Origin of the sequence: Sphingopyxis indica, assembly GCF_900188185.1 — a bacterium.
In the GTDB taxonomy this organism is placed as follows: Bacteria; Pseudomonadota; Alphaproteobacteria; order Sphingomonadales; family Sphingomonadaceae; genus Sphingopyxis; species Sphingopyxis indica.
In genome coordinates, this window is record NZ_FZPA01000011.1 from 102,672 (window position 1) to 126,201 (window position 23,530).

Genomic DNA, 23,530 nt, shown 5'->3' on the forward strand with positions numbered 1-23,530 from the left:
CAACGGCGGTCGCAGACCCGTCAATAGCGGCAAACGGCCTTCTCCCTCATCATCGGCGGGGACGAACCGCTACGAGTGCGTCCATGTGGGGAGAGCAGACGTGAAGAAGAAATGGCTTGCCGGGACCGGACTGATCATGATCACCGCGCCATGCGGCGCGATCGCGCAAGAGGCATCGGCGCCCGCCGCCGACCAGCTTGGCGAGATTGTCGTCACCGCGCAGAAGCGCGATCAGAATCTTCAGGATGTCGGCGTATCGATCGCGGCCTTTACCGGGGACCAGCTCAAGGATCTCGGCGTGACCTCGGCAGAGCAGATCGCCGAATCGGTCTCGGGGGTGCAGGTCTACAGCTATCTCGGTCGCCAGCCGACCTTTGTCATTCGCGGCATCGGCGTTCAGGATTTTGCCCCCAATGTCGCCCCGGCTGCTGCGGTCTATCTCGACGAAGTCTATCTCGGCTCCAACATCCTGACCGGCTTCCAGATTTTCGACACCGATCGCGTCGAAATATTGAAGGGGCCGCAGGGTACCTTGTTCGGAAGGAACACGACCGGCGGCGCCGTCAGCTATTCGACGCGGCGACCGGGCGACGCGGTCGAGGGCTATGCCGAGCTTTCCTATGACAATTATCGGACGGTGACGCTCGACGCCGCGGTCGGCGGCCCGCTTTCCCCCGCGCTCAGCGCGCGGCTCGCAGGGCGCTACGCCAAACAATCGCGCGGATTTTATCACAACGACTGGACGCCAGCCGACACTACGCTGCCACTGAGCCCCTTGTTCTTCGATCCCAAACGACGCCCTGGCGAGCAGGAAAGCTGGGCGGCGCGCGGCCTGCTCGAATATGACGACTTTGACGGTGTCGGGCTGCTTCTCAATCTCCACGGCGGCGAAACCAGCGGCGACGTCCAGCCGCTGAGCTCGATCGGTTTCACCTCGATCCCCGGCGCCGCCGAGCCCTGCACAGCAACACCGCTCGAAGGCGTCAGCGACCCGCGTTTTTGCGGTGACGCGTTCGGCTATTCCGACCGCGACGGCGATCCTTACCGCGTACGGGTCGATTTCGTCGGCCGCAATCATGAGCGCAATTATGGCGCTTCGCTGCGTGGCGAATTCGCTCTCGGTGCAGCGACGCTCACCTCGATCACATCCTATGACTGGGCCCGCAAACGAGCCTTCACCGATACCGACGGTGCGCCGCATCACGAACTCAACCAGCTTCGTGATACGCGGCTGGAACAATATGCGCAGGAGCTGCGGCTGGCGTCGAGCGATGAAGGGCCGCTGTACTGGATCGCAGGGCTTTACGGAGCGCGGGAGACGATCGACCTGCGCTTCTTTGGGACGCTGTCCCCCCTGTTGGGGCTCACCAATTTTACCGATCCGGCGCTTGCCGGGCGCGTCGCCGACCAGCTCGAACTGAACTTCGCGCAGGATACTTGGAGCGCGGCCGCCTATGCGCATGCCGAATGGAAAGCGAGCGACCGGCTGACCGTCATCGCCGGGGTACGCTATTCCTATGAGGACAAGGCTTTCCGCAGCCGGTCCGAATGGATCTATACCGACGGCGGAACGCCAGGGCGAGCGGTGGTCAATTTCGGCGCCACCGCCGCCGACGCGGCGGTGGTCGATGACAGTGCGATCTACAAAAGTTTTTCGGGCAAGGTCGGGCTCAATTACAAGCCGTCGGACGAGGTGTTGATCTTTACCAGCATCAGCCGCGGGTTCAAGAGCGGCGGTTTTGACGGCGACTTCGCCTTTACGCGGCAACAGCTGCAGCCGTTCGACGAGGAGAAGCTGACCGCCTATGAGGTGGGCGTCAAAACGACGCTCCTCGACGGCCGTCTGTTTCTCAACGCTTCGGCCTATCACTACGATTTTCGTCAACCGCAAGTTCGTGTCGCGCAGGTCGATACCGTCACAGGACTACCATTCAACCAGCTCCGAAACCTGGCCAAGGCGCGGGTCAACGGGCTGGAGGTTGATGCGACGCTGCGACCGTTTCGGGGTTTCGACCTGCGCGGCGGCGTCGCGTGGATGGACACGCGGATCGACGACCCGGCGCAGCCGGTTTTCGACAGCAATGACCTGCCGCTCGCCGCTAAATTTTCTGCCAACCTGCTCGCGCGCTATCAGTTTGCGATCGGCGATGGATGGGACATGGCGATCCAGGTCGACGGCAAACATAGCGGCGCCTATTTCCTCAATGCCGAAAACACGCCTTATCTTCGCGAAAAGTCGCGCACGCTGGTTAACGCCCGCGTCGGCCTGATTGCCGAGCGCGGTTGGGATCTGGCGCTGTGGGCGCGCAACATCACGCGCGAAAGTTTTGCGGTGCAAAGTTTTGCGCTCTTCGGCGCCTATTCGGTGGCCTATAATCCGCCGCGCACCTATGGCGCGACGCTGCGGTTCGACTGGTGAGCGGCAGCATTGATCCGCCGGCGGGGTTCGAACCGCATTTCCGGCGCAGTCCCGTCACCGACGCATGGGAACCGCTCTTTTCAAAGCGCGAAGGCGACCGCTTCGTCTTTGGGCTGCGCGTGACTGAAGCACATTGCAATGCGCGCGCGATGCTGCACGGCGGGGTGCTGTCGTCTCTCTGCGACAATGCCATGGGGATTGCCTGCGCGCTGGCGCTCGGTGAGAACACGTCGCTCGTGACCATCCATCTGGCGGTCGACTTCCTCGGCGCCGTGCGGGTTGGCCAATGGCTCGAAATTTCGGCGACGGCGACCCAGCCGGGGCGAACCATCGCCTTTGCATCGGCCGAGGCACACGCCGACGGCAAGAGGATAGGAAACGCGTCCGCCCTGTTCCGTGTCGTTTCGACCGGCGGTACGTCTCCCGGTTGACTGAGAGCGGCGATCGCGCACGGAGAAGGGCCGGCCCCATATAGGCACCGGCCCTTTTACCGCCCTATCGAAGTTTGGTGCGCAGCGTCAGCCCATAGGTCCGCGGCTCGCCTTGCGCGCCGACAAGCGTACCGCCTTGGAAGGTCGCGGGGATCGACGAAGCGATGTAGCGCTGGTTCGTCAGATTGCGTGCCCATAGTTCGGCCGTCCAGCGTTCGTCGGCGTCGCCGAGGCCGAGCCGCGCGTTGAGCAGCGCATAGCCCTTTTGCCCCGAGGTCGGCCGCAGCAACCGTTCGGTCAGCACCGCCGACTGATAGCGCCCGTCGAGCTGGACGAAAGCGCGCAGCCGGTCGCTCGAAATGCGGTCGTCCCAGCCGACCGAGCCGGTGACGACCCAGTCGGGCGCATTCGCAAGCTGTTTGCCCGCGATCGCGACCACATTGGCGGGCGGCCCGGCCGGAATCGCGCCATAGCGAGCGCGCGCATAAGTCACTCCGCCGCCCAACTGCCATCCGCGCGCCGGACGCGCGGCCAGCTCAAGCTCAAAACCCTTGGTCGTCACGCGCGGGATATTGGTGGTGATCAGCGCCGCGCCGGTATTGTAGCTGAGCTGATAATCGGTAAATCGCGTGTAGAAGAGCGCACCATTGACCGTCAGCGCGCCGCCAGGCGAGCGGTATTTCAGCCCGCCTTCATAGTTAGTCGCGAACTCGGGATCGAACGCCAGATCGTCGGCGTCGGGCGCCTTGAGCGTGATCGGCCGGAAGCCTGCGCGATCGAGCACGAAGCCGCCAGCCTTGTAACCGCGGCTATAGGTCGCATAGCCGTGCAGCGTGTCGCTGAAGTCATAACTGATCGTCGCGATACCCGACCATTCCTTCTCGACCTTGCGTGAGGTGAAAGACCCGTCGTAGCGCGCGTCGAACAATTGCAGGCACTGGATGCCCGAGATCGGGGTCGCGCCGGGCGCCGAAAGCCCCGCCGCGATCAGCGCCTGGCAGCCGGGGTTGTCGGTGCCGACAATATCGACATCAACGCGCTTCGCCTCACGCGTGAAGCGGATGCCGCCGATCAGGTCGAGGCGGTCGGTCACATGCCAGACATTGTGCGTGAAGACCGAAATGCTGCGCGACGTCTGGTCAAAATCGTCGCGCCCGACCCCCGACCCTTCGGGATAGCTCGCCCCCACAGGCAGGCCGGTGTAAAAGGAAATGGGGTTCGCCTGCCCCGTCGCGGGCGCGAAGAGACGATCGAGAAAGGGTTCAAGATCGCGGCCGATCCGGTAGCCATAGCGGCCGAAAGCCTTTTCATGGCTGTAGAAGCCACCGACCATCCAGTCGAGGGCGCCGGCCGAGCCATCGAAGCGCAGTTCTTGGGTAAAAGTCTCGAACGCCTGCTGCGCCGCCTTGAACGGAATGTAGACAAGATCGGCTTCGGCATAATCGACTTCGCGCGCCTGATCATTGTGCCAATGGCGATAGCCCGTGATCGCCGTCAGGCGGGCGCCGCCGAGATCCCAATTCACCTCGCCAGACAGGCCCCATTGCTCGGTTTTTTCGAACGACGCCCGGTCTTCGCTCGTCGTGATCGTCAGATCCTTGCGGCCGATATGGCTCGGGAAGCCCATCGCCTGAAAAATCGCCACATAGAGCGGGTCGTTCACGGTCGGCGAATAAGTGTCGGGCCCGGTTTCGCGGCGGCGACCATAATCGGCGATCAGGCGGACATCGACATTGTCGGCCGGGGCCAGCAGCAATTGCCCGCGGACCGTGAAGCGGTTGCGATTGCGATAGCGCTGGCCGCTGTCGAAATCGCGCAGGAAGCCGTCGCGCCGCTGATAGGCGCCATCGAGCCGAATGGCTGCGATCCCGTCGACCAACGCGCCCCCGCCACCTGCGTTCACGCGGACCATATCGTAATTGCCATAGGAGAGCGCCGCGTCGAGGCTCGGTTCGAATTTGGGGGCAAAGGTGACGACGTTGATCAGGCCCGCCGACGTGTTCTTGCCGAACAGCGTCCCTTGCGGTCCGCGCAGCACCTCGATCCGTTCGATCCCCGGTATGTCGGTCAGGCTGAGGTTCGATCGGCTCCGATAGACGCCGTCGACAAAGGTCGCGACCGACGATTCAAGGCCGGGGTTGATCGCCTCGCTGCCCACCCCCCGCAAACGGATGACCACGCCCGCCGAGTCCGATGTCGTGCTCGTCAGGTTGAGGCTGGGAGCGAGCCCCATCAGCTCGCGCGTGTCGTTGATCCCGGACTTCTGGAGCTGCTCCGACGAAAAGGCCGACACGGCGACGGGAACATCCTGAAGATTCTCGGACCTTTTGGTCGCGGTGACGATGATGTCGCCGCGCCCGTCGTCGCCATCCTGGGTCGGCGCGGCGATTTGGGCCAGCGCCGGCACCGCACCGATCGTGGCGGCGAGCGACAGCCCGCCGAAAAATATCCGTTTCATACATCCTCCCACTTTTTCAGAAACTTGCAACGATCGCCGAGGTCGGGTCGCCGGAGCCGAACCGCAGGCGCGCCCAGGCCTCTCCGATCGCCGTGCCGCCGCGGACAACTTCGATGCCCAGCCATGGTCGCGATGCCGCGATGAATGCGCGCGTCGCCTCGGCAAGCGCGGCGTCGAACCCGGCCGGCCCCAGCTCGGCTGCCGCCTTGATGATCGCGTCGGGCGCAAAGAAAAATTCGTCGTGGGCGCCGCGTGGCGCCAGCTCCTCGCTCCCGTCGCGCCAATGCGTCATGCCGACCCGGCAAAGCCGCGCGCCGGTGCCGTTACCGCGCAGTCGGTCCAGCATGTCGTGATCACCCGAAAAATCGATGATCACGGCCCCGTCGGATCGCGGCAGATCATCATAGGTTGCGACCGCGTCGAACAGCCCGAGCGCCGTCACCGCGTCGCGATTGCGCGGCGACGTGATGCCGATGCTTCGCTTGGCGGGGCGGTCCCGCAGCAACCAGCCGAGCCCCAGAGCGGTCTTGCTCGACGCGCTGGTGACAATGACCGTGTCGCTTTCGGTGGACGCAGCAACACGCCGGTCTAGCAGGAAGGAGGTGATGAAGAGCGGACGCAGGACCGCCTGCCGATCCTCGCTGCCCGGCGCGTGTATCGGGTCGGCGGCGAGCCGGAAATAGCTGTTGTACGCGGGCGGCAGCGCGCGGCGATGCGGCGAATTTTCGACGATCAGCCGCGCATTGACCCGTCCCGGCTTGAGCACCGTCTCGCTCGCCATCGGCCAAAGGCCATAGAGGCATTCGCCAATCGCGATCCGGTCATCCGCGCTGTCGATGACCGTTGCGAAACCCCAGGCGGGAACGATGCCCCACGGCTCGCCCACCGGGAACAGCGCCCAATATCCCATCCTATCGCCGAGCAGGGCATAGGTAAGATTGTTGGCGCTGAGGCTGAACCGGTCGATGCGCAGGCGAATCTGCCCGTCGCGCAACGGCAGGCGCTCATCGACGACGCGCTGCAATTGTCCAGGCAGCGTCCCCGACCGATCGACCGCGAGCGTGATGATTTCGGCGCCGTCCAAAGTCCATCCCCTGCCATTGGCCGTCGTCGCGACGGGCGCGATGCCATTGTGAGGACAGGTTCGGCGTGTTGGCGCGCGCGATCAAACGGCCAGAGTCGAACGACGATTGCGCGAATTGCAATCGCCAAAGCCGTGTGCGGTCAGTCGAAGCCGGGGCGGCCGTCGGCAATCGTGCGCCTGGCGAGAGAAAAGCATCGTGCGGCGGGATCGGCGAGCGATGCGACCGCGCGCAAGTCGATGTCGATACGATCCGGGACAATGTCGAGCAGCACATAGCCGGCATGCGCGTTGTCGAGAAAGCGGACATGCGGGTTGAGCGCGCGCGCCGTATCGAACAGCGCCGCAGGGCCATTGCGCGACGCGAGGCAGCTCGTCACCACCTCACTCGCGATCACCTTCGACGCCGGGTCGCCGAAATCGGCGCGGATATTGTTGAGCCAGAAGGAGTGGACGTCGCCGCCGAGCAGCACGGCGTTGCGTACTGCGGGACGCGTCAGGCTGATGGTCGCGCGCTGCCGCGCGGCTTCGTAACCGTCCCATATGTCCGAATAGCGGGCATCGGGTGCCTGTGGGAGCGCGAGGCGCGAAAAAATCGTCTGCTGGGTGACAAGACTCCAAGTGCTTCTCTCCTGCGCCAGTCCCCGGTCCAGCCAGGCTTCCTGCCGCGCCCCCAGCACCGTCGCCCGGGGATCGCGCACGGCATCGCAATCCTGCACGATCTGCCCTCCCCGCTTGCCGTTCGAGCATGGCTGGGCCGAGCGGTACTGCCGTGTGTCGAGCATATGGACCGTCGCGAGGCGGCCCCAGCGAAAGCGGCGATAAAGCTGCAAGCCGCCGTCCGCCCGGAGCGCCGAGGGGCGCAGCGGCATATGTTCGAAATAGGCCTGCCATGCTGCGGTCCGGCGGCGCAGAAACGCCGCACGGTCGGCGGTGACCCCGCCGATTTCACCAGCGTAGTCGTTTTCGACTTCGTGGTCGTCGAATGCGACGATGAAGGGCATGGCGGCATGGGCGGCGGAAAGGGCGGCGTCGCTGCGGTACAGCGCGTGGCGCGCGCGATAATCGTCCAGCGTCACCGGATCGGGCGATCCGAACGACCGGACATTGGGGCCGTTTCCGAATGATTTTTCGTAAATATAGTCGCCCACCTGAAGCACCGCCTCGACGCCCTCTGCGATCATGTCGCGATAGGCGCTGAACCAGCCATGTTCCCAATGCTGGCACGATGTGAGCGCGAGGCGCAGCCGCGCAGGGTTGAGCGGCAGGGTTGCCGTGCGGCCGACGCGGCTTACCGCGTCGCCCAAGTGAAAGCGATAGAACCAGGGGCGGCCTGCGGGAAGCCCGCGCACCTCCAGATGAGCGGCACCGCCGCGCGCCGCCGTGGCCGTGACCGTCCCGGACCGCGCGATCGCCCGAAACCCCTCGTCATGCGCGATTTCATACCCCAAGCGGACGTCCTGATCGAGGCCAACCGCGCGCGTCCACAAAACGAAGCCGTCGGCGGCGGGTTCGCCCGACGCCACGCCGAGCGCGAAGGGGTCGGTCACAAGGCGCGGCGCGGCCCAGATCGACGGGTTGCCTGTCGCCGAGAGAAATCGCTCGGCGGCGAGGGCAATTGCCCCTGCGAACAAGTCGCGTCGGCCGAACATCAAAAGCGCGCCGACAGGCGAGCGTACCAGGTACGCCCGTTGAGGCCGATCGGTGTCTCCTCGCCGGTCGGAAAGCTCCCCCCCGTTGCCGCGATAAAGAGTTGCTGGTCGTCGATCGTGTCGGGTTTCGCATCAATCAGATTCTGCACGCCCATCCCGAACCGGACGCCCGGCAGGATACGATAGCCTAGCGACAAATCGACCGTTTCCTTGCCGCCAAAGGTCTGCACCGCAGCGATCGGCTGCGATGTATAGGTTCCGAAGGCGGCGACATTAAGTCCGGCATCGAACGCACCATGCTCGATGCTGGCCTGAAGCGTGAATTTCGATTTCGGTTGGGCTTCCGTCACGAACAGAATCGATTTCCGATTGAGCAGCGGCAGTGCGGGCAATACCGGGTTGGGGCGAAGCGTGTCGAGCCGACTCTTGAACCAGCCGTAGCCGGCGGTCAGCGACAGGCGCGTATCGGGCGCGATGTCGCCCTGCCAGCGCGCGGTCACCTCGACACCGTGCGTCGTCGTATCGATCGCGTTGGTAAAAAATCGCACCTGCTGGAAATTGGTGATGCCGGCGGTGGTCAAGATGCTGATAACGGCGGCCCCACCCAATTGTTCGCTGAGCGCGATGCGATCCTTGATCCGGATGTGAAAATAATCTGCGGTAAAGGAAAAACCTTCGATCGGGCCGACGACGAGCCCTGCGGTGAAATTGCGCGATCGCTCGGGCTTGAGGTCGCTGGCTCCCAGCGCGCGCGCCACCGGGTCGCCGACCGGCAGCGTCCCCACAGTGACGAGCCGGCCGGCGCTGAGCGCGCCTTGCACCGCGCTGAAAAACTGCTGCTGTAGCGACGGAGCGCGAAAGCCGGTGCCGTATGTCGCGCGGATCGCCGCCCCCTCCATGAGTTCAAGGCGCGAGGTCGCACGCCAAGTCGTCTTGCCGCCGAAATCGCCATAATGGTCATGGCGCACCGCACCGCCAAGCAGCAGCGGCCGCACCGGGCGCAGTTCGAGGTCCAGAAAGGCGGCCCACGCGTTGCGTCCTTCATCGGTCGGATTGCGCGGATTGAAGCCTGCAAAACCATCGGCTCCGGCGCCGAAATAGGCATCGGGTTCGCCGCTCCGGATCTTGTAGCTTTCGTGTCGGTACTGGCCGCCCGCGGCGATGTTGCCGCCCGCGAGAACATTGTCGAGAGGAAGCGACAGGGCGAAGTCGGTCACATACTGGCGATAAGTTACCCCGCCCGAATCGAATGCCGTCGGGCTGGTAAGACCGAGCGAGACATTGGCCGTGTCGAAAACACGAAAATCGGCCTTGTTGGACCCGAAACTTTGGCTGAGATCGGCCTTGAGCGCGCCAACCTCCGCACGCGCACCGATTGTGGCACCGATGTCCCAGATGCGCGGTTCGATAATGGGGAGGAAGCCGTCGGGATGGCGGAGAGAGAAGCCCGGCACGCGAAAGCCCGCGCCATTGTTCGATATTTTGCGCGTCAGCGTCCCGAAACCATAGAGTTCGGCCGTCCCGCCGAGCGGCACCGCGGTATCGATCGCGAGGCTGGCGACCGAGGCCTTGGGATCGCCGATCCGATACGTCACCCGGTCGAAACGCTGATCGACGAAGGCGCGATTGGTCGGCTTTTGCGCGCGCGCCGAAACGCTGAGCGTCAGATGCCCCGAATCGCCCACCGCAAACCCCGCGCTGGCGCTCGCCAGAGCGGTTTCGCCGTCGCCCTCCTCGGTAATGCTGCCGAGCAGTTCGGCGCTCGCCCCTCCGGCGTTGGATTTCAGAATGATGTTGACCACACCCGCAATCGCATCGGAGCCATATTGCGCCGCCGCACCATCCCGAAGAATTTCGATGCGTTCGATCGCGCTTTCGGGAATGGTGTCAAGGTCGACCGCTGCCGAACCGCGGCCGATGCTGTTGTTGACGTTCAGCACGGCGTTGGCATGGCGCCGCTTGCCATTGACCAGCACGAGCGTCTGATCGGGAGCGAGGCCGCGCAGCGTGACCGGCTTCGTATTCGCAGCGGTCGCCGTCGTCGCGGCACGCGCGAAGTTGATCGACGGCTGGAGAAAATTGAGCGCGCGGCCCAGATCGGGGAAGCCGGTCGCTGTGATCGTTTCGCCGCTGACGACATCTACGGGGGCCGACGATTCGAGCGCCGCTCGACCGGAGGATCGCGTGCCGGTTACTATGATCTCACTCTCCGGCGACGGACCGGCTTCGGATTGCGCCTGCGCCGTCCCGCTGGCCAGCGCCGCGAACCCTGCCAACGGAAAATAATATTTCATAGGTGCCGCCCTCCTGAATCTTCGCGGTCATTTAGGCGAAGCGGCGCACGGCGTGTTATTGCTCAACCGGAGAGCAGCGTTGCGACAAACGCAATGCCTCCGCACCAAGACTGTCATGGAAGAGAATTAGCGGTGGATGTTTCAACCGTTACAACGCGCTCGAAAGGAGCTGGCTTGCCTTGGCCGATTGCGGTCGGACCGCTTCTTGCTAAAGGATTAGGGAATCAGACAGTGCGCGATCAGCCAAAGCCTTGCAGCGAGCGGCTCGCGTTCTTTAGTGAGCGCTCCGATCTCGCATTGATGCACGTGCGTCAGCGGACCATGCTCGATGGAGCGATCGGGCGCTTTCGGTCCCCTTCGCCGGTGCGGAACATGATGGGACGAATTGAGGCTGCCACGGAGATGTAATTATCACTTCAATCGAGAAGATCGCGAACCAAAGGCGCATGTCCTTCCCCTCGGCATTTCGAGGGAGTTCTGACCATCGATCATTTCTTTCTATCGCATCCCTCAAGCCAACATGGAGCTTCCGAGACTCTATCGGCGATTGGCAAACAGGGCAGAGCCCCCTATTTGCCATCAATGATATTATCCTGCTCAGAATGAGTTAGAGCCATCCTAGCTACGTTAAAGACATCGAGGACCGGACGCCTGCTGCTATTTTTTGCGGCAGCGTTTCTCTATGTGCTGCAGCCCCTCGATGCTGCCGGGCATCTCGGTGCCGAAGCTGTTGCTGCAGGTTCCAACTCTACGGCTGCCAAGGTCGTCAGCAGCTTCGACGTGCTCGAGGATTCGCTGGATTTCTTCCCTTCGAACAAAGGAACGAGCGAAGCCCATCAGCATCAATTCCATTTCGATCTTCGCTTCGAAGATCGCTCCGTTGCAGACGCAGATTATCGAGCTGCAACGATGGTCGTCGACTTCATCGAAACATTCTTAGCCGAATCGCCGACAGGCTCTCTGCTGCGACCGCCCCGAATCTGACCTCACGCGACGCCGCGCGAACAGCGTGGTCGACGAGGTCCAGATTCGGAGTTTCAAATGCACAAAGGCTTGGCGCGCATGGTCGCGATCATCGTTGCGGGTTTTGCAACCACGTGGTGTGGTTACGCAAACGCGCAAACAATAACATTGTCAAACGGCGTTCAAAAGGGACCCCCGATCGGCGTCGAAGAGGGACCCCCTTTGAGGATATGCTGAGGGTTTGTTGAAGATGGCCTTGCGCTGCGTGCGGCGGAGGGCGGGCGTAGCCCGACCGGAGGCGCGCGCAGCGCAAGATAGATTTTTGAAGGCGCCGAAGGTGGCTGTCAGCTGCGGTTTTTGAAGCGCCAGCTGTCGTTGCCCGTCTCGACGATATCGCAGTGGTGGGTGACGCGGTCGAGCAGCGCCGTGGTCATCTTGGGATCGCCGAACACGGTCGGCCATTCGCCGAAGGCGAGGTTCGTGGTGATGATGACGCTGGTCCGCTCATAAAGCTTGCTGATGAGGTGGAACAGCAACTGCCCTCCCGAGCGGGCGAACGGCAGATAACCGAGCTCGTCGAGCACGATCAGGTCGAGCCGCGACAGCTGCGCCGCCAGGGTCCCGCCTTTGCCGATCCGGGTCTCCTCTTCGAGGCGTGTCACCATCCTATCGGCCCGCAACGATGTCCTGGCCAACATAGCCATTATCGCAGCCGGCATCGTCACGGCGATTACACTCTCCTTCTGGCCTGATCTAATCGTTGGAATCGGTATCGCGTTACTAAATCTCGACGCTGCCAAAGAGGTCTGGGAGGCTTCGGATTCCGAGACCTCGGATCTCGAGGCCGAGGCTTGAACGTGCCAAGTCCAGACGCCTGTCGCGAGGGCACCAAAGACCTGCCCTGTGCTATGTCTGATGCCTTAAAGCGAAGGCGTCAGTCTCCCTCGCAACACTGCGGTCAATCGTCGTTGACCGCCTGTCCTTCTGTCTAATAGGTCGACGCCATGCATCATGATCAGACCCACCCCTCCGTCCATAAGCACGATTTTCTCGGATCGTCGCACGACATTCACGCCCGCCGAACTCGATGGGTCGTAGCGCTTACCGCGGCTATGATGGTCCTCGAAATCGCCGCTGGACTGTGGACAGGTTCCATGGCCTTGTTGGCGGACGGCATTCACATGGCGACACACGCTGGCGCTCTGGGTGTGGCAGCCTTCGCATACTGGTTCGCGAAACGGCATGTCGGCAATCCCCGCTTCACCTTCGGAACGGGGAAGGTCGGCGACCTCGCGGGGTTCGCGAGCGCCTTGCTTCTCGCGGTCTTCGCGATCGGTATTGCGGTAGAATCCTTTCAGCGTCTGCTCGCCCCGGCCAATATTGCCTATTCCGAGGCGATCTGGGTGGCTGTCCTCGGTTTGCTGGTCAACTTGGCCAGCGCATGGCTGCTAGGCGGAGATCATCATCACCATCATCATGGTCATGATCATTCGCACGATCACGGCCACGCGCACTCGCATACCGACAACAATCTTCGTTCCGCTTACCTCCACGTTCTCGCCGATGCATTGACCTCCGTCATGGCGATCGTCGCGCTACTCGCCGGCCGCTATTTGGGATGGGCCTGGATGGACGCTGCCATGGGTCTCGTCGGCGCGTTCGTTATCGCTCGGTGGTCTTGGTCGTTGATGCGCGATACGGCAAGTGTCCTCATTGACGCGGAAGCTGGCCCGGATCGTCTTGCGGAAGTTCGCGAAGCGATCGAGGACGGAGATGCGGTGGTGAACGATCTCCACGTTTGGCGGGTCGGCCCCGGGCACTATGCCGTCATCGTCTCGCTGGTTGCCGATCGTCCACTTGCGCCGCAAGAATATGCCGATCGGCTGGCAATCCATGAGGAATACGCACACGTAACCATCGAGGTGCACTCCTGTGAGGGCGCGCATCGGCTGCGACACGCGGCGTGAAGTGATGCTGCGGTCTACTGCTTCCAAGTCGCTCAGCTTTTGCGCTGCTTCCGCTTAGCTCTGCGAACGACGGCTTTTAGGACCCCATTATATTAGCGGGAATGACCGATGAGAGGCGCAAAGCCGACCAGTCGTCTTGCCAATCAAACTTGCCAAAGTGGCCGCCGCTGCCAGTTCGCAGGAAAGCCCATCGATCGCATGTCGCCCTCGGGATGGGTCACGATGTGCGCCGCCACATCGGCAAGCCAGGTGGATTCCGGCGCCACGGTATTGATGACGTGGCCGATCATGCAGATGCCATTGTAAAGCTTGGCGGGTGCCTGAGTCGCGCTCTGATCGATGGTCGCCTGTAGGGATTTGGGCTTTTGCGCGAGCTTTGGAGGGGTAAGGAAGCCCCGGTTCCACAACCGGCCGTGATGCGCGCAGATGTTACGAATATCCGTCACATGACGGACGAGGGGCACCAGAACCGTCTCCGGCAGACCGAGGGGCGCAGCAATTCGTGTTCGAAGAGCGCGGTCTGCGAGGCTCGAATACCAGCGTGAAAGGTGACCGAAGGACATCATTTCTGCGACCATCCAGACCGGCGGCAAAGCGGGCAGATCGTAGTTTTGCCGATAATGCTTGATATAGGTCTCGTTCGAACGCCCTACTTCGCCGGCCAGTTTCGAGAGGCGAAGATGATAGTCGGTGCGGTCGCTATAAAGACTGGCGTCGAGATAGCTGTGCCCGTCGCCAAGCCCGGCGAGGTGATAAGCCCAGCTCCCGCGCAAGGCCACTTCGACATGCTCGGTACCGCGCATCAGGAGGCGCCGGAGTAGCCGGTCGAAATCATAGAGGGCGGTGACTCGTTCGAATGTCGTGCCGGGAAGGAAGCGCGGCCCCGCCTGTCCCTTCGGATGTTCGAAATAAAGCCAGTAGGCGCTCAGCCGGTAGTAGCTCACATGGCGGAGCCACGCCTCGGCCGCCGGCTCGTCGGCGACGATCATGCCGTTTGCCCGGAGGTGAGCGATTTGCTGCGCGTAGGTGAGAGTCGGTTTGGAATAGGCGCGTGACATTGACCATCGTCATGCGTCAACGGCGCCCAAAATAAAAGACCCGCCCAGTGTGCATATCCTTGCGGACAGAGGCCGGGCGGGTGCGATTGATGCCCACATAGGGCAGACAAGCGAAGAAATCAATAACAAGCGTTGCAGCGCAACACGAAATAGGACCCTTCCACCCCGGCATCATCCGGCCAAGGGAAGGCCGCCCAAAGGCCTCCACTGCATGTCAGGCCGCCGGAATACGAGCCTCCAGTTCGGCGATGCGCTCCGAACAGATCGCATGCACCGCGCGGCCCAGCTCCTCGACATGCGCAGCGAGCCACAGCAGGTCCGTCTCGCTGATGCGATAATGTTTCGAATAGCGGGCCTTCACATAAGCTTCTTTCAGCTTCTCGAAGCGTGAGCGATCGGCCTTCAACGCGCGGGGCCATGCGTCTACCAACCGCATATCGATCCGTTCCGCCTGCGTTCGCAGGAAGCCGAGATTATGGACGTGTGGCGTGTAGAAAGTGCAGACCAGCAAGACGCAGTGGTACAGAAATTCGGAAGATTGGTGCAGATCGAAAGCGGCTGGCTTTAGGTAGCCCTTTTCGCGTCCCATTGCAGACAATTCGAACCGCTGCATGGCGAGCGGAAACCACTCCTCAAAATACTCCCGCGCCATCGCCAATGCCTGCTCGGGCGTCTTCGGCTTCGGCTGATGCAATAACTTGTCGTCATATTCGTAGAGCGCGATCCCGTCGCGCGCGACGTCCATGAAGAAATAGCGCCCGTGCGCCAGCCCGTCGTTCACCTCCTGCAAGGTGTGCACGATGAAGTTCACCGGCGTGTGCAGCGTCTTGTCGATCGCCAGCTCGCGGGTCAGCCGATCCTCGAGCTTCGACCAGAAGTCGATCTTGTCGGTGAGGCGCTTGTCGTTGACGATGATGAGCAGATCGAAGTCGGAGCGATAGCCCTTGGCGGTGTGCGGCTCGTCGACCCAGCCTCCGCGCGCATAACTTCCGTACAGGATGATCTTGTCGATCCGGCCCTTCTTCTTCCAGCCCATCGTCGAAAGCGCGACGGCATCTTCGAATTCTTCGAAGATGATTGCCTTCACGCGCTCGAGTTCGCGCTGCTTATTGGCCGGGAGATGATCGAGATCGATACGCATCGTTCCTTCCTTCTGTGGTCACAAGCTCGCCCGATAGCAAGCATGGTCGGGTCCAGATCGACACCTCATGGCGCCTCGCGGATGCGGAAATCCCAGACCGGAATACCGAACGCCCGCGCCTTGTCGACGAGATTGTCCTGGATGCCGGTGCCCGAGAAGACGATGAGCCCGGCGGGCATGGCGTCGATCATGCGCTCGTTGCGCTTGAAGGGGGCGGCTTTCCGGTCGCGGTTCCAGTCGGGGCGGAAGGCCACCTGCGGCACCTTGCGGGCGTCGGCCCAGCAGGCGGCGGCGCGTTCGGCTCCGGTCGGCGTCGCTCCGTGGAGCAGGACCATATCGGCATGGCGGGCATGAACCTTGTCGAGCGCCGACCAGATATGCCGGTGATCGTTGCACGCGGGTCCACCGCTGAATGCTATGCGCGTCCCCTCGGGGATCAGCGCCTTGGCCTTTTCGCGGAGGCGGCGGTCCATGAAGTCGCGGCTGTCGATCATCGCCGCGGTCATCGTCTGATGGCGGATACGCGACCCGGTGCGCGGGACCCAGGCCTTGCGGGCGTGAATACGATAATGTTCGGCAGCGCATTCACGGAAAAATTCCATCGCGTCGCGCCGCTCGATCAAGGTGATGCCCTCGGCGATCGCACGTTCGAGTTCGACCGAGCGAATTTCGCTGCCATCCTGTTCGCGCTGGAGATCGCGCTGCGCCGCCTCGTTGCGGTCGAGCTCGCGCTCGATCCGCGTGCCGGCGCCGTGGAAGAGATTGACGACGCCCCAGAGCAAATCTTCGAGATCGGGTTCGATCCGCGTGTCGACGAGACAGGCCGCGAGCGCGTCGAAGATGTCGGCGACGGCGCCGCCGGCGAGCCGATCATCGGGTAGCGGCCGCCCATCGGGTTCGTCCTCGAAGGGGCGATAGCCATAGAGCTGCATTTCCTGAAGGAGATATGCGCTGGCGCCGGGCTCGGCGAGCTCGCCGCGTTCGGAAAAGTCTGACAGGTCGGTCATGTCATGCCTCGTTTCTGGTGGCCGCGCCTCTCGCGGCCTTCGCGGCGACGCCCCCGCGGCGGCGGGTGCGGGTTCGCACCGCGCGGCACGCGCGGCCGAAGCACCGGCGGAGGATGGCGAGGGCGCGGCTATTTTGCCTCGCGATGCAAAGGGGCGAAGCCCCGGCGGAAAATAGCCGTGCACCCGCCATTGCGGTGCCCGGACCCGTTGCCGCAGTCGCCCTCCAGCGAAGGCCGGAGGCGCTGCCGCCTCAGGAAAGCAATGGCCAAAACGGCCAGTCGAATGAGGAAGCGGTGATCCCGATGTCCGAAATAGCACTATATATTTCGGACAAGGAAGCGATCTGCGTCGAGCGGCAGCATCCGGGCACGAAGCCGGGCGGCCATCTCTTCCCGGCCCATCCGAACAAGATCGCTGTTGAAATCGTCGAGCCGCGGATCGAGCGGAACGATCGCGATCCCGAGCGGCTCGGCGCGCGCGGCCAATGTCTTCGTCGCCCAGGACCCGGCGGCGTCATCGTCGCGCGCGACATAGAGACGGCGCAGCGGCCCGGGGAAATGGATCGCGGCAAGATGCGCGGCCGACAGACCCGCGATCATCGGGAGGTCCGGCAGCACCTCGCGAAGCGAAAGGATCGTCTCGATACCTTCGCCCGCGGCCATGACGTCCCCTGCAGGTCCGAAACGCACGCCATGTCCGAGCAGAGTCCCCATCGCGCGGCGGGGGCAGGCGACCGGCGCCTTGCCTCCCGCCGGATCGAGCCAGGTGCGATGAACGCCGGAGATTTGACCGGCGTCATCGGTTACCGCGGCGATCATGGCCGGCCAGGCGGTACGGACATCGGGCGCATCGTCGCTCGATGCCCGGTAATAGCAGCGCGGGTGAAGGCGGATGGCGCCATTGCCTGGGTCGATATCGATCCCGCGCGATGCAAGATAAGCTGCGGCCAACGTCCCGGCGACTGGCTTCGACGCAGCCCAGAGCCGCCGCGCCGCCGCAGGCGTTCCCATCATAGCCTTGCGCGTTCGCGGCGATCGCGACCCTGTCGGCTCCGGCATCGGCATGCTCAGAAATCGCCGCGCCTCGGCGAGCGTCTCGCGCAAATCGATGTGACCGCAGCTGGCGGCGATGACATCGAGCAGGTCGCCATGTTCGCCGCTCGCGGCATCGGTCCATTTGCCGACTCGACCGCGCGCGTCATCCGACGACGACAGGAGAAGATAAAGGCTGCGACCGGGCGTACCCCGAACATCGCCGACAAGCCAGTAGCGGCCTTCGCGGCGACCGTTCGGAAGATAATGTCGGCAGACGGCCTCGGCATTTTCGGCGAGGCGGCGCGCCAATTCACGGGCTGGACTTTCCATGCGGGGCTCCTTCCAAGGCCTTGCGCCCGCGCAGATGTCGATCGAAGGGCGATCCGCACGGACAGCTCGGCACCGGCAGCCCCTGCCAGCGCGTAGAGCGTCATTTTCTCACATACGGGATTTTAGATTCAAGCATGATTTGCCCGCCCATCCAGCGGCGGGACCCGCGGGACAGGCGGTGTCGCTGCCGATCCAAACATGGCGGGCAGTATCGGCCCGCAGGCTATGTCGGCGAATGCCGTGCATCAGGTCGGCATGAGCGGACGATAACCCCGGTCAGCGTCCATTTCCTCGGCCCAGAGCGCCATCTGGAAATCATCATAACTGACCCCGCACTGCTCGAGCATCCACGCCGCGAGCGCCGGATGATCGGCGACCGCTTCGACGAAATCGTCGCCATGCCCGCGCCCGCGGTCGAACCACCAGCCGACCTCTTCCTGGACGGCAGGATCGCGCTCGATCACCAGCTGCGACGCATCGAGTTCGAGCATGGCTTCGAGCAATTGCTCGCAATGGACGACATCGAGCGTCTCGCGCGGCCCGTGCTGACGCTGATAGCCCACCGACAGGTTGGTGCATTCGGCGACGATGCCGGCATATTCGTTGGTGTCGGTGTAAACCCCCGTGTCGTCGGGCGCGTAGCGGAACCCCATATTCTGGTGGTTGAGCGCGGCCGCGAGGCTGGTCGCAAAGGCATCGGAGCATGTGCGCCCATAGCTTTGGTGGGTGATGACGTCGCCAAGTCCGGCGCGATCGAGGGCGATCGCCGCGTCGATGTCTGCGAGCAGTTCGGGCGTATGGCGCTCGATCCAGCGCGAGCCGAGGCAGCCCTGCTCCTCGCCGCGGTGGAAGAGGTAGAGGCCGGGACGCGCGGCCGCGATCATGCCGAGCATGATCCACAGCCCCGCGCCGTCGTCGGCGCCGAGCGACATGCCAGCCTTGCCGTCGCACAGCTGCGCGATGCCATGTTCGTCGACGCCCACCGCCTGATGCCCGCCGACGGCCGCGACGGTGTCGACATGGCAGCTCCACAATGTGCGCGGACGATCGCCGATTTCCAGCATCCGGTTGCCGAAGCCATCGGCGCGCATGCCGGGAACTGGATCGAGATATTCGCGGCAGAAGGCGCGTTCGGTCGCACTGTCATGGGGCCGTGCCCAGGACAGTATTTCGAGGAGGCCGGCGCGGCCTGAAAGGTCATGAGACATGGGATCAGGCTCCTGTCTGGCAAGGGGCGGCAATCGCAGCCACGGGCGCTGGGGTGGCGGCATCGAGGCCATCGGCCAGGTTCGGCGTTTCGGGAGAATTGCCGTGGGCGCATCCGCAGGCGCACGGTTCGAGCGGCGGGGATTGCATTGTTTCGAGGCGAAGGCGCTCGGCCGCCTCTTGCTCGCGCCTCAGCCGTTCTTCGCGGGCCCGCTCCCCGGCTGCCTGCCATTCGGCGACCTCGATTTCGATCGCGGACATTTCGTACCGAAACCAGTCGCGGGCGAGGACATGCGCGTTGGCGAGCGATGGATCGTCATCGTCGATCGGATCGGGCAGATAATCTGCGCTGAGCCATTCACCGTGATATTCGGTGAGATCGGCGGCATGAAACCATTCGCCCGAAGCAGCGCATTGCCGGCAGCAGGTCGCGAGCCACCATTCGCCGCGATCTTCGAGAAAGACCGCACCGAAGGCCTCCACATCCTCTTCGAGGACGTCATGCTCGTCGCCATCGGCGAGTATGGTGATGAAGGTTTCGGTAGCGCTATAATTGCGCTCATTGTGGGCGCAGAAGACCGTGTAATCGGTGAAGCATTGATAACACCATTCTTCCGACGAGCCGTCGCGGTAGAAGACGATATCGTGCGGACTCGTGTCGTGATCGCACCGCGGGCAGTACCAGCATCGATCGCCCAGCCCGTTGGTATTTTCGGACGGGATCTCACCATGACCGATGATGAGATATTCGCCGTCGTCGGCGAGGTCATCGCCGGCATCGATATAGGGCACGACGAAGCTGCCGCCGTCGACGAGCCGCCGGATGCGCGCGCCATTGAGGCTGCCCTTGGCATAGCCCGCATTTTCGAGCAGCAGCTTGAGCCGCGATACATCGCCATAGATGCTGGTGTAGATTTTGAGCTCGGGCCACACCACGCTGCGTGCGCGGGCATCGTCGCGGGCGCCGATATAGGCGAGCGCCGTGTCGGGTCCGGCATAGACGCGCACCGGATGGCAGTAGCTTTCGAAGTCGCTAGCGCCATGTGACATGCAGCTCCCGGGGCCGCCGACATAGACCTCCTCGATTTCGTCGGCGTCCTGCGTGATCTTGAGCGCATCTTCCTCGAGCTGAACCGAGAGCCGGGCACACCAGCCCTCGATCGCATCGTTGTCGAGATGGGCCGAGAAGAAGCGTTGGAGATAGCGGCCCGGCGACATGACGAGCTGCCGGTCGACCTCACCCTTCGCGGCATTCTCGGTGAAAGCGATCTTGCCCGCCTGCTCGGTCGAGACATGGCAGAAATGCTCGTCATGCTTCTCCTGATACCAAGGCTCCTCATGCCAAGGCGTCGGCGCATAGGTGCCGTCGGCGAAGCGCAGCTTTTCGCGGACCGGCCAGTCGACGTCGCCGATGTCGGCACCCGCGAGCGCGATACGGAGCTGCGCATCGGGCGCGCGGAGGAGAAGCTGCTTCCGCGCGGCTTCGGCTTCGTCGAACGAGGGCCAAAGATATTGCTGGTCGCCATTGGGCGCGAAAAGAAATTCGATCGTGATCGGCCGCCACTCGGCTTCCGAGTGCGGGCAAAGGATTTGAAACTGTGCCATGGATGGGACTCCGCGCAGCCGCGCGCGTGCCCCCAAAAAGGAGCGAGCGCGGGCTGCATTGTGTTGGGGTGGCGCAGGGTCAGCGAGGGTCTGGGTCCGCGTCCGGACTGCGGGCCGTACTGGCCTCGGATCGCGTCAAGCCGTCAGAGCGCGACTTTGCCGGCCACCGCTGCGCCGTGAAGAAAGATCTGGCGGGAGCTACGCCCCCGCCAGATGGCTCACTCGGCCGCTACGGGCAGCTCGGCGTCGCCGGGATCGCCCCCGTCGGCATCGATGGGCACCGCCGTTTCACCGCCGTCCGGATCGATGCGATCCAGACCCGGCGTTCGCATCGGCGCCGGGAGCCAGGTCGTTTCTGCGACCAGCCTCTCGGCTTCGCGGGCTATGTCGGCTTTCTTGAGATGGCCGATCATCCGGGCAGCTTCGCCTCCGCGCGCCTCGGCGACATCGGCGAGGATCTGCGGTTTGGTCACGTTGCTGAAATAGCCTTCGGCGGTCGGCCGCCAGCCCGCGCCATGCACGTCGAGCCCCGCGGCCAGCGCGAGGACGTGGCTGTGGGCAATCCGGCGCTCGACGCCGTGCGCCGAGATGCGGCCATTGTCATATTTGGGGACGACCTCGGCTTGGGCGTTGACGCAGAGCGACGCGCAATGCGCCAACAGTTGGGACTGCTCCTCACCATCCAGGGTGAGCAGGAAGCTCCACAGCTCCTTGTCGGATTGCGGCAGCCGTGCCTTCCACGCCGCCGCGCGTGCGTCGAGCGCTTGCGCCGGCGCGCAATCGCGCAAACCACTTGGGGCGTTGGAAAAGGAGACCCGGTTCGCCGCGATCTGGACGCAGCACTCGCGGCTGAAGCTGTAGAAACAGCCGAGCACGAGGACGTGAAGCACTGCGGCGAAGGCGAGCGCTGGATCCTGCGCGACCCTGTCCTGCAGCGCGAGAGTGCGCCAGGCCGTGAGGTCCGAGACCAGACGGTCCGGAAGCGGCAGTAGCGCGCCCGGTTCCTCCGTACCGCTTGCATCATCCTGCGACTTCGCGGCTCCGTCGTCGCTGCGGTCCGCCGAAGAGCGGCCATCGTCGCCCGCTTCGGACGCGCCGTCGTCGCCAAGCCCTTCCCGCGGCTGATGCTCGGGCTTCACGAATCCACGCTCGACGCGAACCGACCCATCGCGGTCGATCGAAACGAACGCTCCCGCCGTCGCCATTTCTTCAGCTTTGAAGATCAGCGGCCGGTCGACCAAGGCACCGAGTTCGGCATCGATCGCCTCGATCCGCGCATGGACCTCGTCCGGCACATCATGCACATCGGCCCATTCGTCGCCGAGTTCCTCGCCTTCGGCTTCAAGCTCGGCGACGCGCGCTGCTTCCGCTTCGGTCAGCGCGACCTCTTCGCGGTCGATCTCGCGAAACCCGCGCGTCGCGTCCCACGGCAGGTCGATAGCGGTCGTCACCCATTTCCAGCCCTCGGCGAGGATGCGGGCGCCTTCGGCTTTGAGCTTCGCGTCGACGAGCCGGTCAAGAAGCGCGGGATCGGTGAGCCAGCCGCCGCCATCGGCTTCGAACAGGTCGCGCGCGATGCTGCCGCCCGCTTCAAGATAGGTGTCGAGACCGACGAAGCCGACCCTTTTGTCGCCCGCGCGAACGCTGTTCTCGGTGAGTTTCTGGCGGATCCAGGTCGCCGACTTGTTGAAGCTGTGTTCGAGCTGCTCCCAGACTTCCTCCTGCCGCGCATGGTCGTCGGCGATGGTGAAGGCCATGAGCTGATCGAGCGTCATCGCCTCTTCGGCGTAAAGCGCGTGCAGCTTCGGCGAGACACCGGCGAGCTTCAGGCGCTGGCGCACCGCGGCGGGGGTAGTGTGAAAATGCGCGGCGATTTCCTCGATCCCGGCTTCCTTGTCGACCATCGCCTGCATCGCGCGAAATTCATCGAGCGGATGCAGCGCCTGGCGAAAGCTGTTTTCAGCGAGGCTGTCCTCTTCGGCGAGTATGTCATTGGCCGCACCGCCCACGACACAGGGGATCGGCGCGTCCTTCGCGAGCCTTTTCTGCTTCACCAGCAGTTCGAGCGCGCGAAAGCGCCGGCCTCCGGCCGGAATTTCGAACTGCCCCGTTTCCTGCCCTTCGCCATCGAGCAGCGGCCGCACGTTGAGGCTCTGGAGCAATCCGCGGCGGGCGATGTCCGCCGCCAGCGTATCGAGCGATACGCCTGCCTTCACGCGCCTCACATTGGCCTGCGACAGGCGCAAGCGGTCGAGAGGAATGTCGCGCGACGGGGCGAGGGTGATTTTCGGAAGCGATTTGGCCATGGGCCTTCTCCATGACGGGCCGCCGCGAGACACTCTCCCGGCTCCTGAAACCCGTCACGAAGCCCCGGCTTCCCTCTTCCTCGAACGGGGCCGCCACCGGCGGCCCCGAACAAGTCCGCGGCCTCAGCCCCGCCGCGAAGGCCGGCGCGCCGCTGCGTGCAGGCGCTGCTCGCCAAGGATGATCGAGCCCGCCGCGCGCGCCGCTTCGGCATAGACCGACAGGGGATGGCGTGCTTCGAAGTGGAGATCGCGCTCGATACCGAGCCCGAAGGGCAGGCGCACGCTCTCGAGTTCGGCAACCGAGAAGCTGCCGAGTTCGGGACAACCGAACCCCAGGTCCGCGAGGCCGAACAATATGCCGTCGGCATCGATCTCGGTTGCGAGCCAGGTGGCAGCGCCGACCGGGCTGAAGAAGCGCACGACGGGTCTGGGATCGGGCTCGCGCGCACCGCGCGCAATCGCATCGTGCCGCGCGGCAGCGTTGGCAGCGAGCGCGGCGGCGATGTCGGGAGTGAGGAGTTTCATGCCGCGATCCTCCCCCTGAATTCTTTGCCGCGGCGGCAAGGCTTTGTTTGATG

Annotated in this window: 16 protein-coding genes and 1 pseudogene; 4 read left to right on the forward strand and 13 right to left on the reverse strand. The window is 63.7% G+C overall.

What is annotated here, in order from left to right:
• The first annotated feature begins 100 nt into the window (after window positions 1-100).
• Window positions 101-2,419 carry a TonB-dependent receptor gene (locus tag CHB69_RS14640; protein WP_089216758.1) on the forward strand — a complete coding sequence of 773 codons (2,319 nt, stop codon included), beginning with the start codon at window positions 101-103 and terminating at the stop codon, window positions 2,417-2,419.
• The gene (locus tag CHB69_RS14645) at window positions 2,416-2,850 is read left to right on the forward strand and encodes a PaaI family thioesterase (RefSeq protein WP_089216759.1); all 435 of its coding nucleotides are present in this window, start codon (window positions 2,416-2,418) and stop codon (window positions 2,848-2,850) included. The genes CHB69_RS14640 and CHB69_RS14645 overlap by 4 nt, the downstream gene beginning before the upstream one ends.
• 64 nt (window positions 2,851-2,914) lie before the next feature.
• Here the strand turns inward: CHB69_RS14645 and CHB69_RS14650 are convergent, their stop codons facing one another.
• The 4 genes from CHB69_RS14650 to CHB69_RS14665 all read right to left on the reverse strand — a co-directional run bounded on the left by CHB69_RS14650 (window position 2,915) and on the right by CHB69_RS14665 (window position 10,335).
• On the reverse strand, window positions 2,915-5,308 hold the full coding sequence (locus tag CHB69_RS14650; RefSeq protein ID WP_089216760.1) for a TonB-dependent receptor: 2,394 nt from the start codon (window positions 5,306-5,308) through the stop codon (window positions 2,915-2,917).
• 16 nt (window positions 5,309-5,324) lie between these two features.
• Window positions 5,325-6,392 (reverse strand): DUF2855 family protein, encoded by a 1,068-nt coding sequence (locus CHB69_RS14655; protein ID WP_170935578.1) that lies wholly within the window; start codon window positions 6,390-6,392, stop codon window positions 5,325-5,327.
• A gap of 140 nt (window positions 6,393-6,532) precedes the next feature.
• Window positions 6,533-8,023 carry an alkaline phosphatase D family protein gene (locus tag CHB69_RS14660; protein ID WP_212541938.1) on the reverse strand — a complete coding sequence of 497 codons (1,491 nt, stop codon included), beginning with the start codon at window positions 8,021-8,023 and terminating at the stop codon, window positions 6,533-6,535.
• 17 nt (window positions 8,024-8,040) lie between these two features.
• On the reverse strand, window positions 8,041-10,335 hold the full coding sequence (locus tag CHB69_RS14665) for a TonB-dependent receptor plug domain-containing protein (protein ID WP_089216763.1): 2,295 nt from the start codon (window positions 10,333-10,335) through the stop codon (window positions 8,041-8,043).
• A gap of 684 nt (window positions 10,336-11,019) precedes the next feature.
• Here CHB69_RS14665 and CHB69_RS19795 point away from each other — a divergent pair.
• Window positions 11,020-11,319, forward strand: a complete 300-nt coding sequence (locus CHB69_RS19795) for a hypothetical protein (protein WP_141134000.1) — start codon at window positions 11,020-11,022, stop codon at window positions 11,317-11,319.
• Window positions 11,320-11,642: 323 nt separating this feature from the next.
• Here the strand turns inward: CHB69_RS19795 and CHB69_RS14675 are convergent.
• Window positions 11,643-11,960: pseudogene (locus CHB69_RS14675) on the reverse strand (ATP-binding protein); the annotation flags it as partial.
• A 342-nt stretch (window positions 11,961-12,302) separates the two neighbouring features.
• Here CHB69_RS14675 and dmeF point away from each other — a divergent pair.
• Entirely contained in the window at window positions 12,303-13,265 is a 963-nt protein-coding gene (gene dmeF / locus CHB69_RS14685) for a CDF family Co(II)/Ni(II) efflux transporter DmeF (RefSeq protein WP_089216765.1), read from the forward strand.
• 143 nt (window positions 13,266-13,408) lie between these two features.
• On the opposite strand, the gene CHB69_RS14690 is transcribed toward dmeF, so the two are convergent.
• From CHB69_RS14690 to CHB69_RS14725, 8 genes are all read right to left on the reverse strand, one after another.
• Entirely contained in the window at window positions 13,409-14,323 is a 915-nt protein-coding gene (locus CHB69_RS14690; RefSeq protein WP_089216766.1) for an Abi family protein, read from the reverse strand.
• Between the two features lie 214 nt (window positions 14,324-14,537).
• Window positions 14,538-15,464 (reverse strand): HEPN domain-containing protein, encoded by a 927-nt coding sequence (locus CHB69_RS14695; RefSeq protein WP_089216767.1) that lies wholly within the window; start codon window positions 15,462-15,464, stop codon window positions 14,538-14,540.
• A gap of 65 nt (window positions 15,465-15,529) precedes the next feature.
• Window positions 15,530-16,471: a DUF2493 domain-containing protein gene (locus CHB69_RS14700; RefSeq protein WP_089216768.1), complete on the reverse strand. Its 942-nt coding sequence runs from the start codon at window positions 16,469-16,471 to the stop codon at window positions 15,530-15,532.
• Window positions 16,472-16,788: 317 nt separating this feature from the next.
• On the reverse strand, window positions 16,789-17,835 hold the full coding sequence (locus CHB69_RS14705; RefSeq protein WP_089216769.1) for a DUF7146 domain-containing protein: 1,047 nt from the start codon (window positions 17,833-17,835) through the stop codon (window positions 16,789-16,791).
• A gap of 245 nt (window positions 17,836-18,080) precedes the next feature.
• Window positions 18,081-19,043 carry a M28 family peptidase gene (locus CHB69_RS14710; protein ID WP_089216770.1) on the reverse strand — a complete coding sequence of 321 codons (963 nt, stop codon included), beginning with the start codon at window positions 19,041-19,043 and terminating at the stop codon, window positions 18,081-18,083.
• Between the two features lie 4 nt (window positions 19,044-19,047).
• A complete protein-coding gene (locus tag CHB69_RS14715; protein ID WP_089216771.1) occupies window positions 19,048-20,646 on the reverse strand; it encodes a hypothetical protein in 1,599 nt (532 codons plus the stop codon).
• 218 nt (window positions 20,647-20,864) lie between these two features.
• Window positions 20,865-22,952 (reverse strand): ParB/RepB/Spo0J family partition protein, encoded by a 2,088-nt coding sequence (locus tag CHB69_RS14720; protein ID WP_089216772.1) that lies wholly within the window; start codon window positions 22,950-22,952, stop codon window positions 20,865-20,867.
• Between the two features lie 123 nt (window positions 22,953-23,075).
• Complete coding sequence (locus CHB69_RS14725) at window positions 23,076-23,477, reverse strand: DUF2958 domain-containing protein (RefSeq protein ID WP_089216773.1); 402 nt, start codon at window positions 23,475-23,477, stop codon at window positions 23,076-23,078.
• Window positions 23,478-23,530 lie beyond the last annotated feature (53 nt).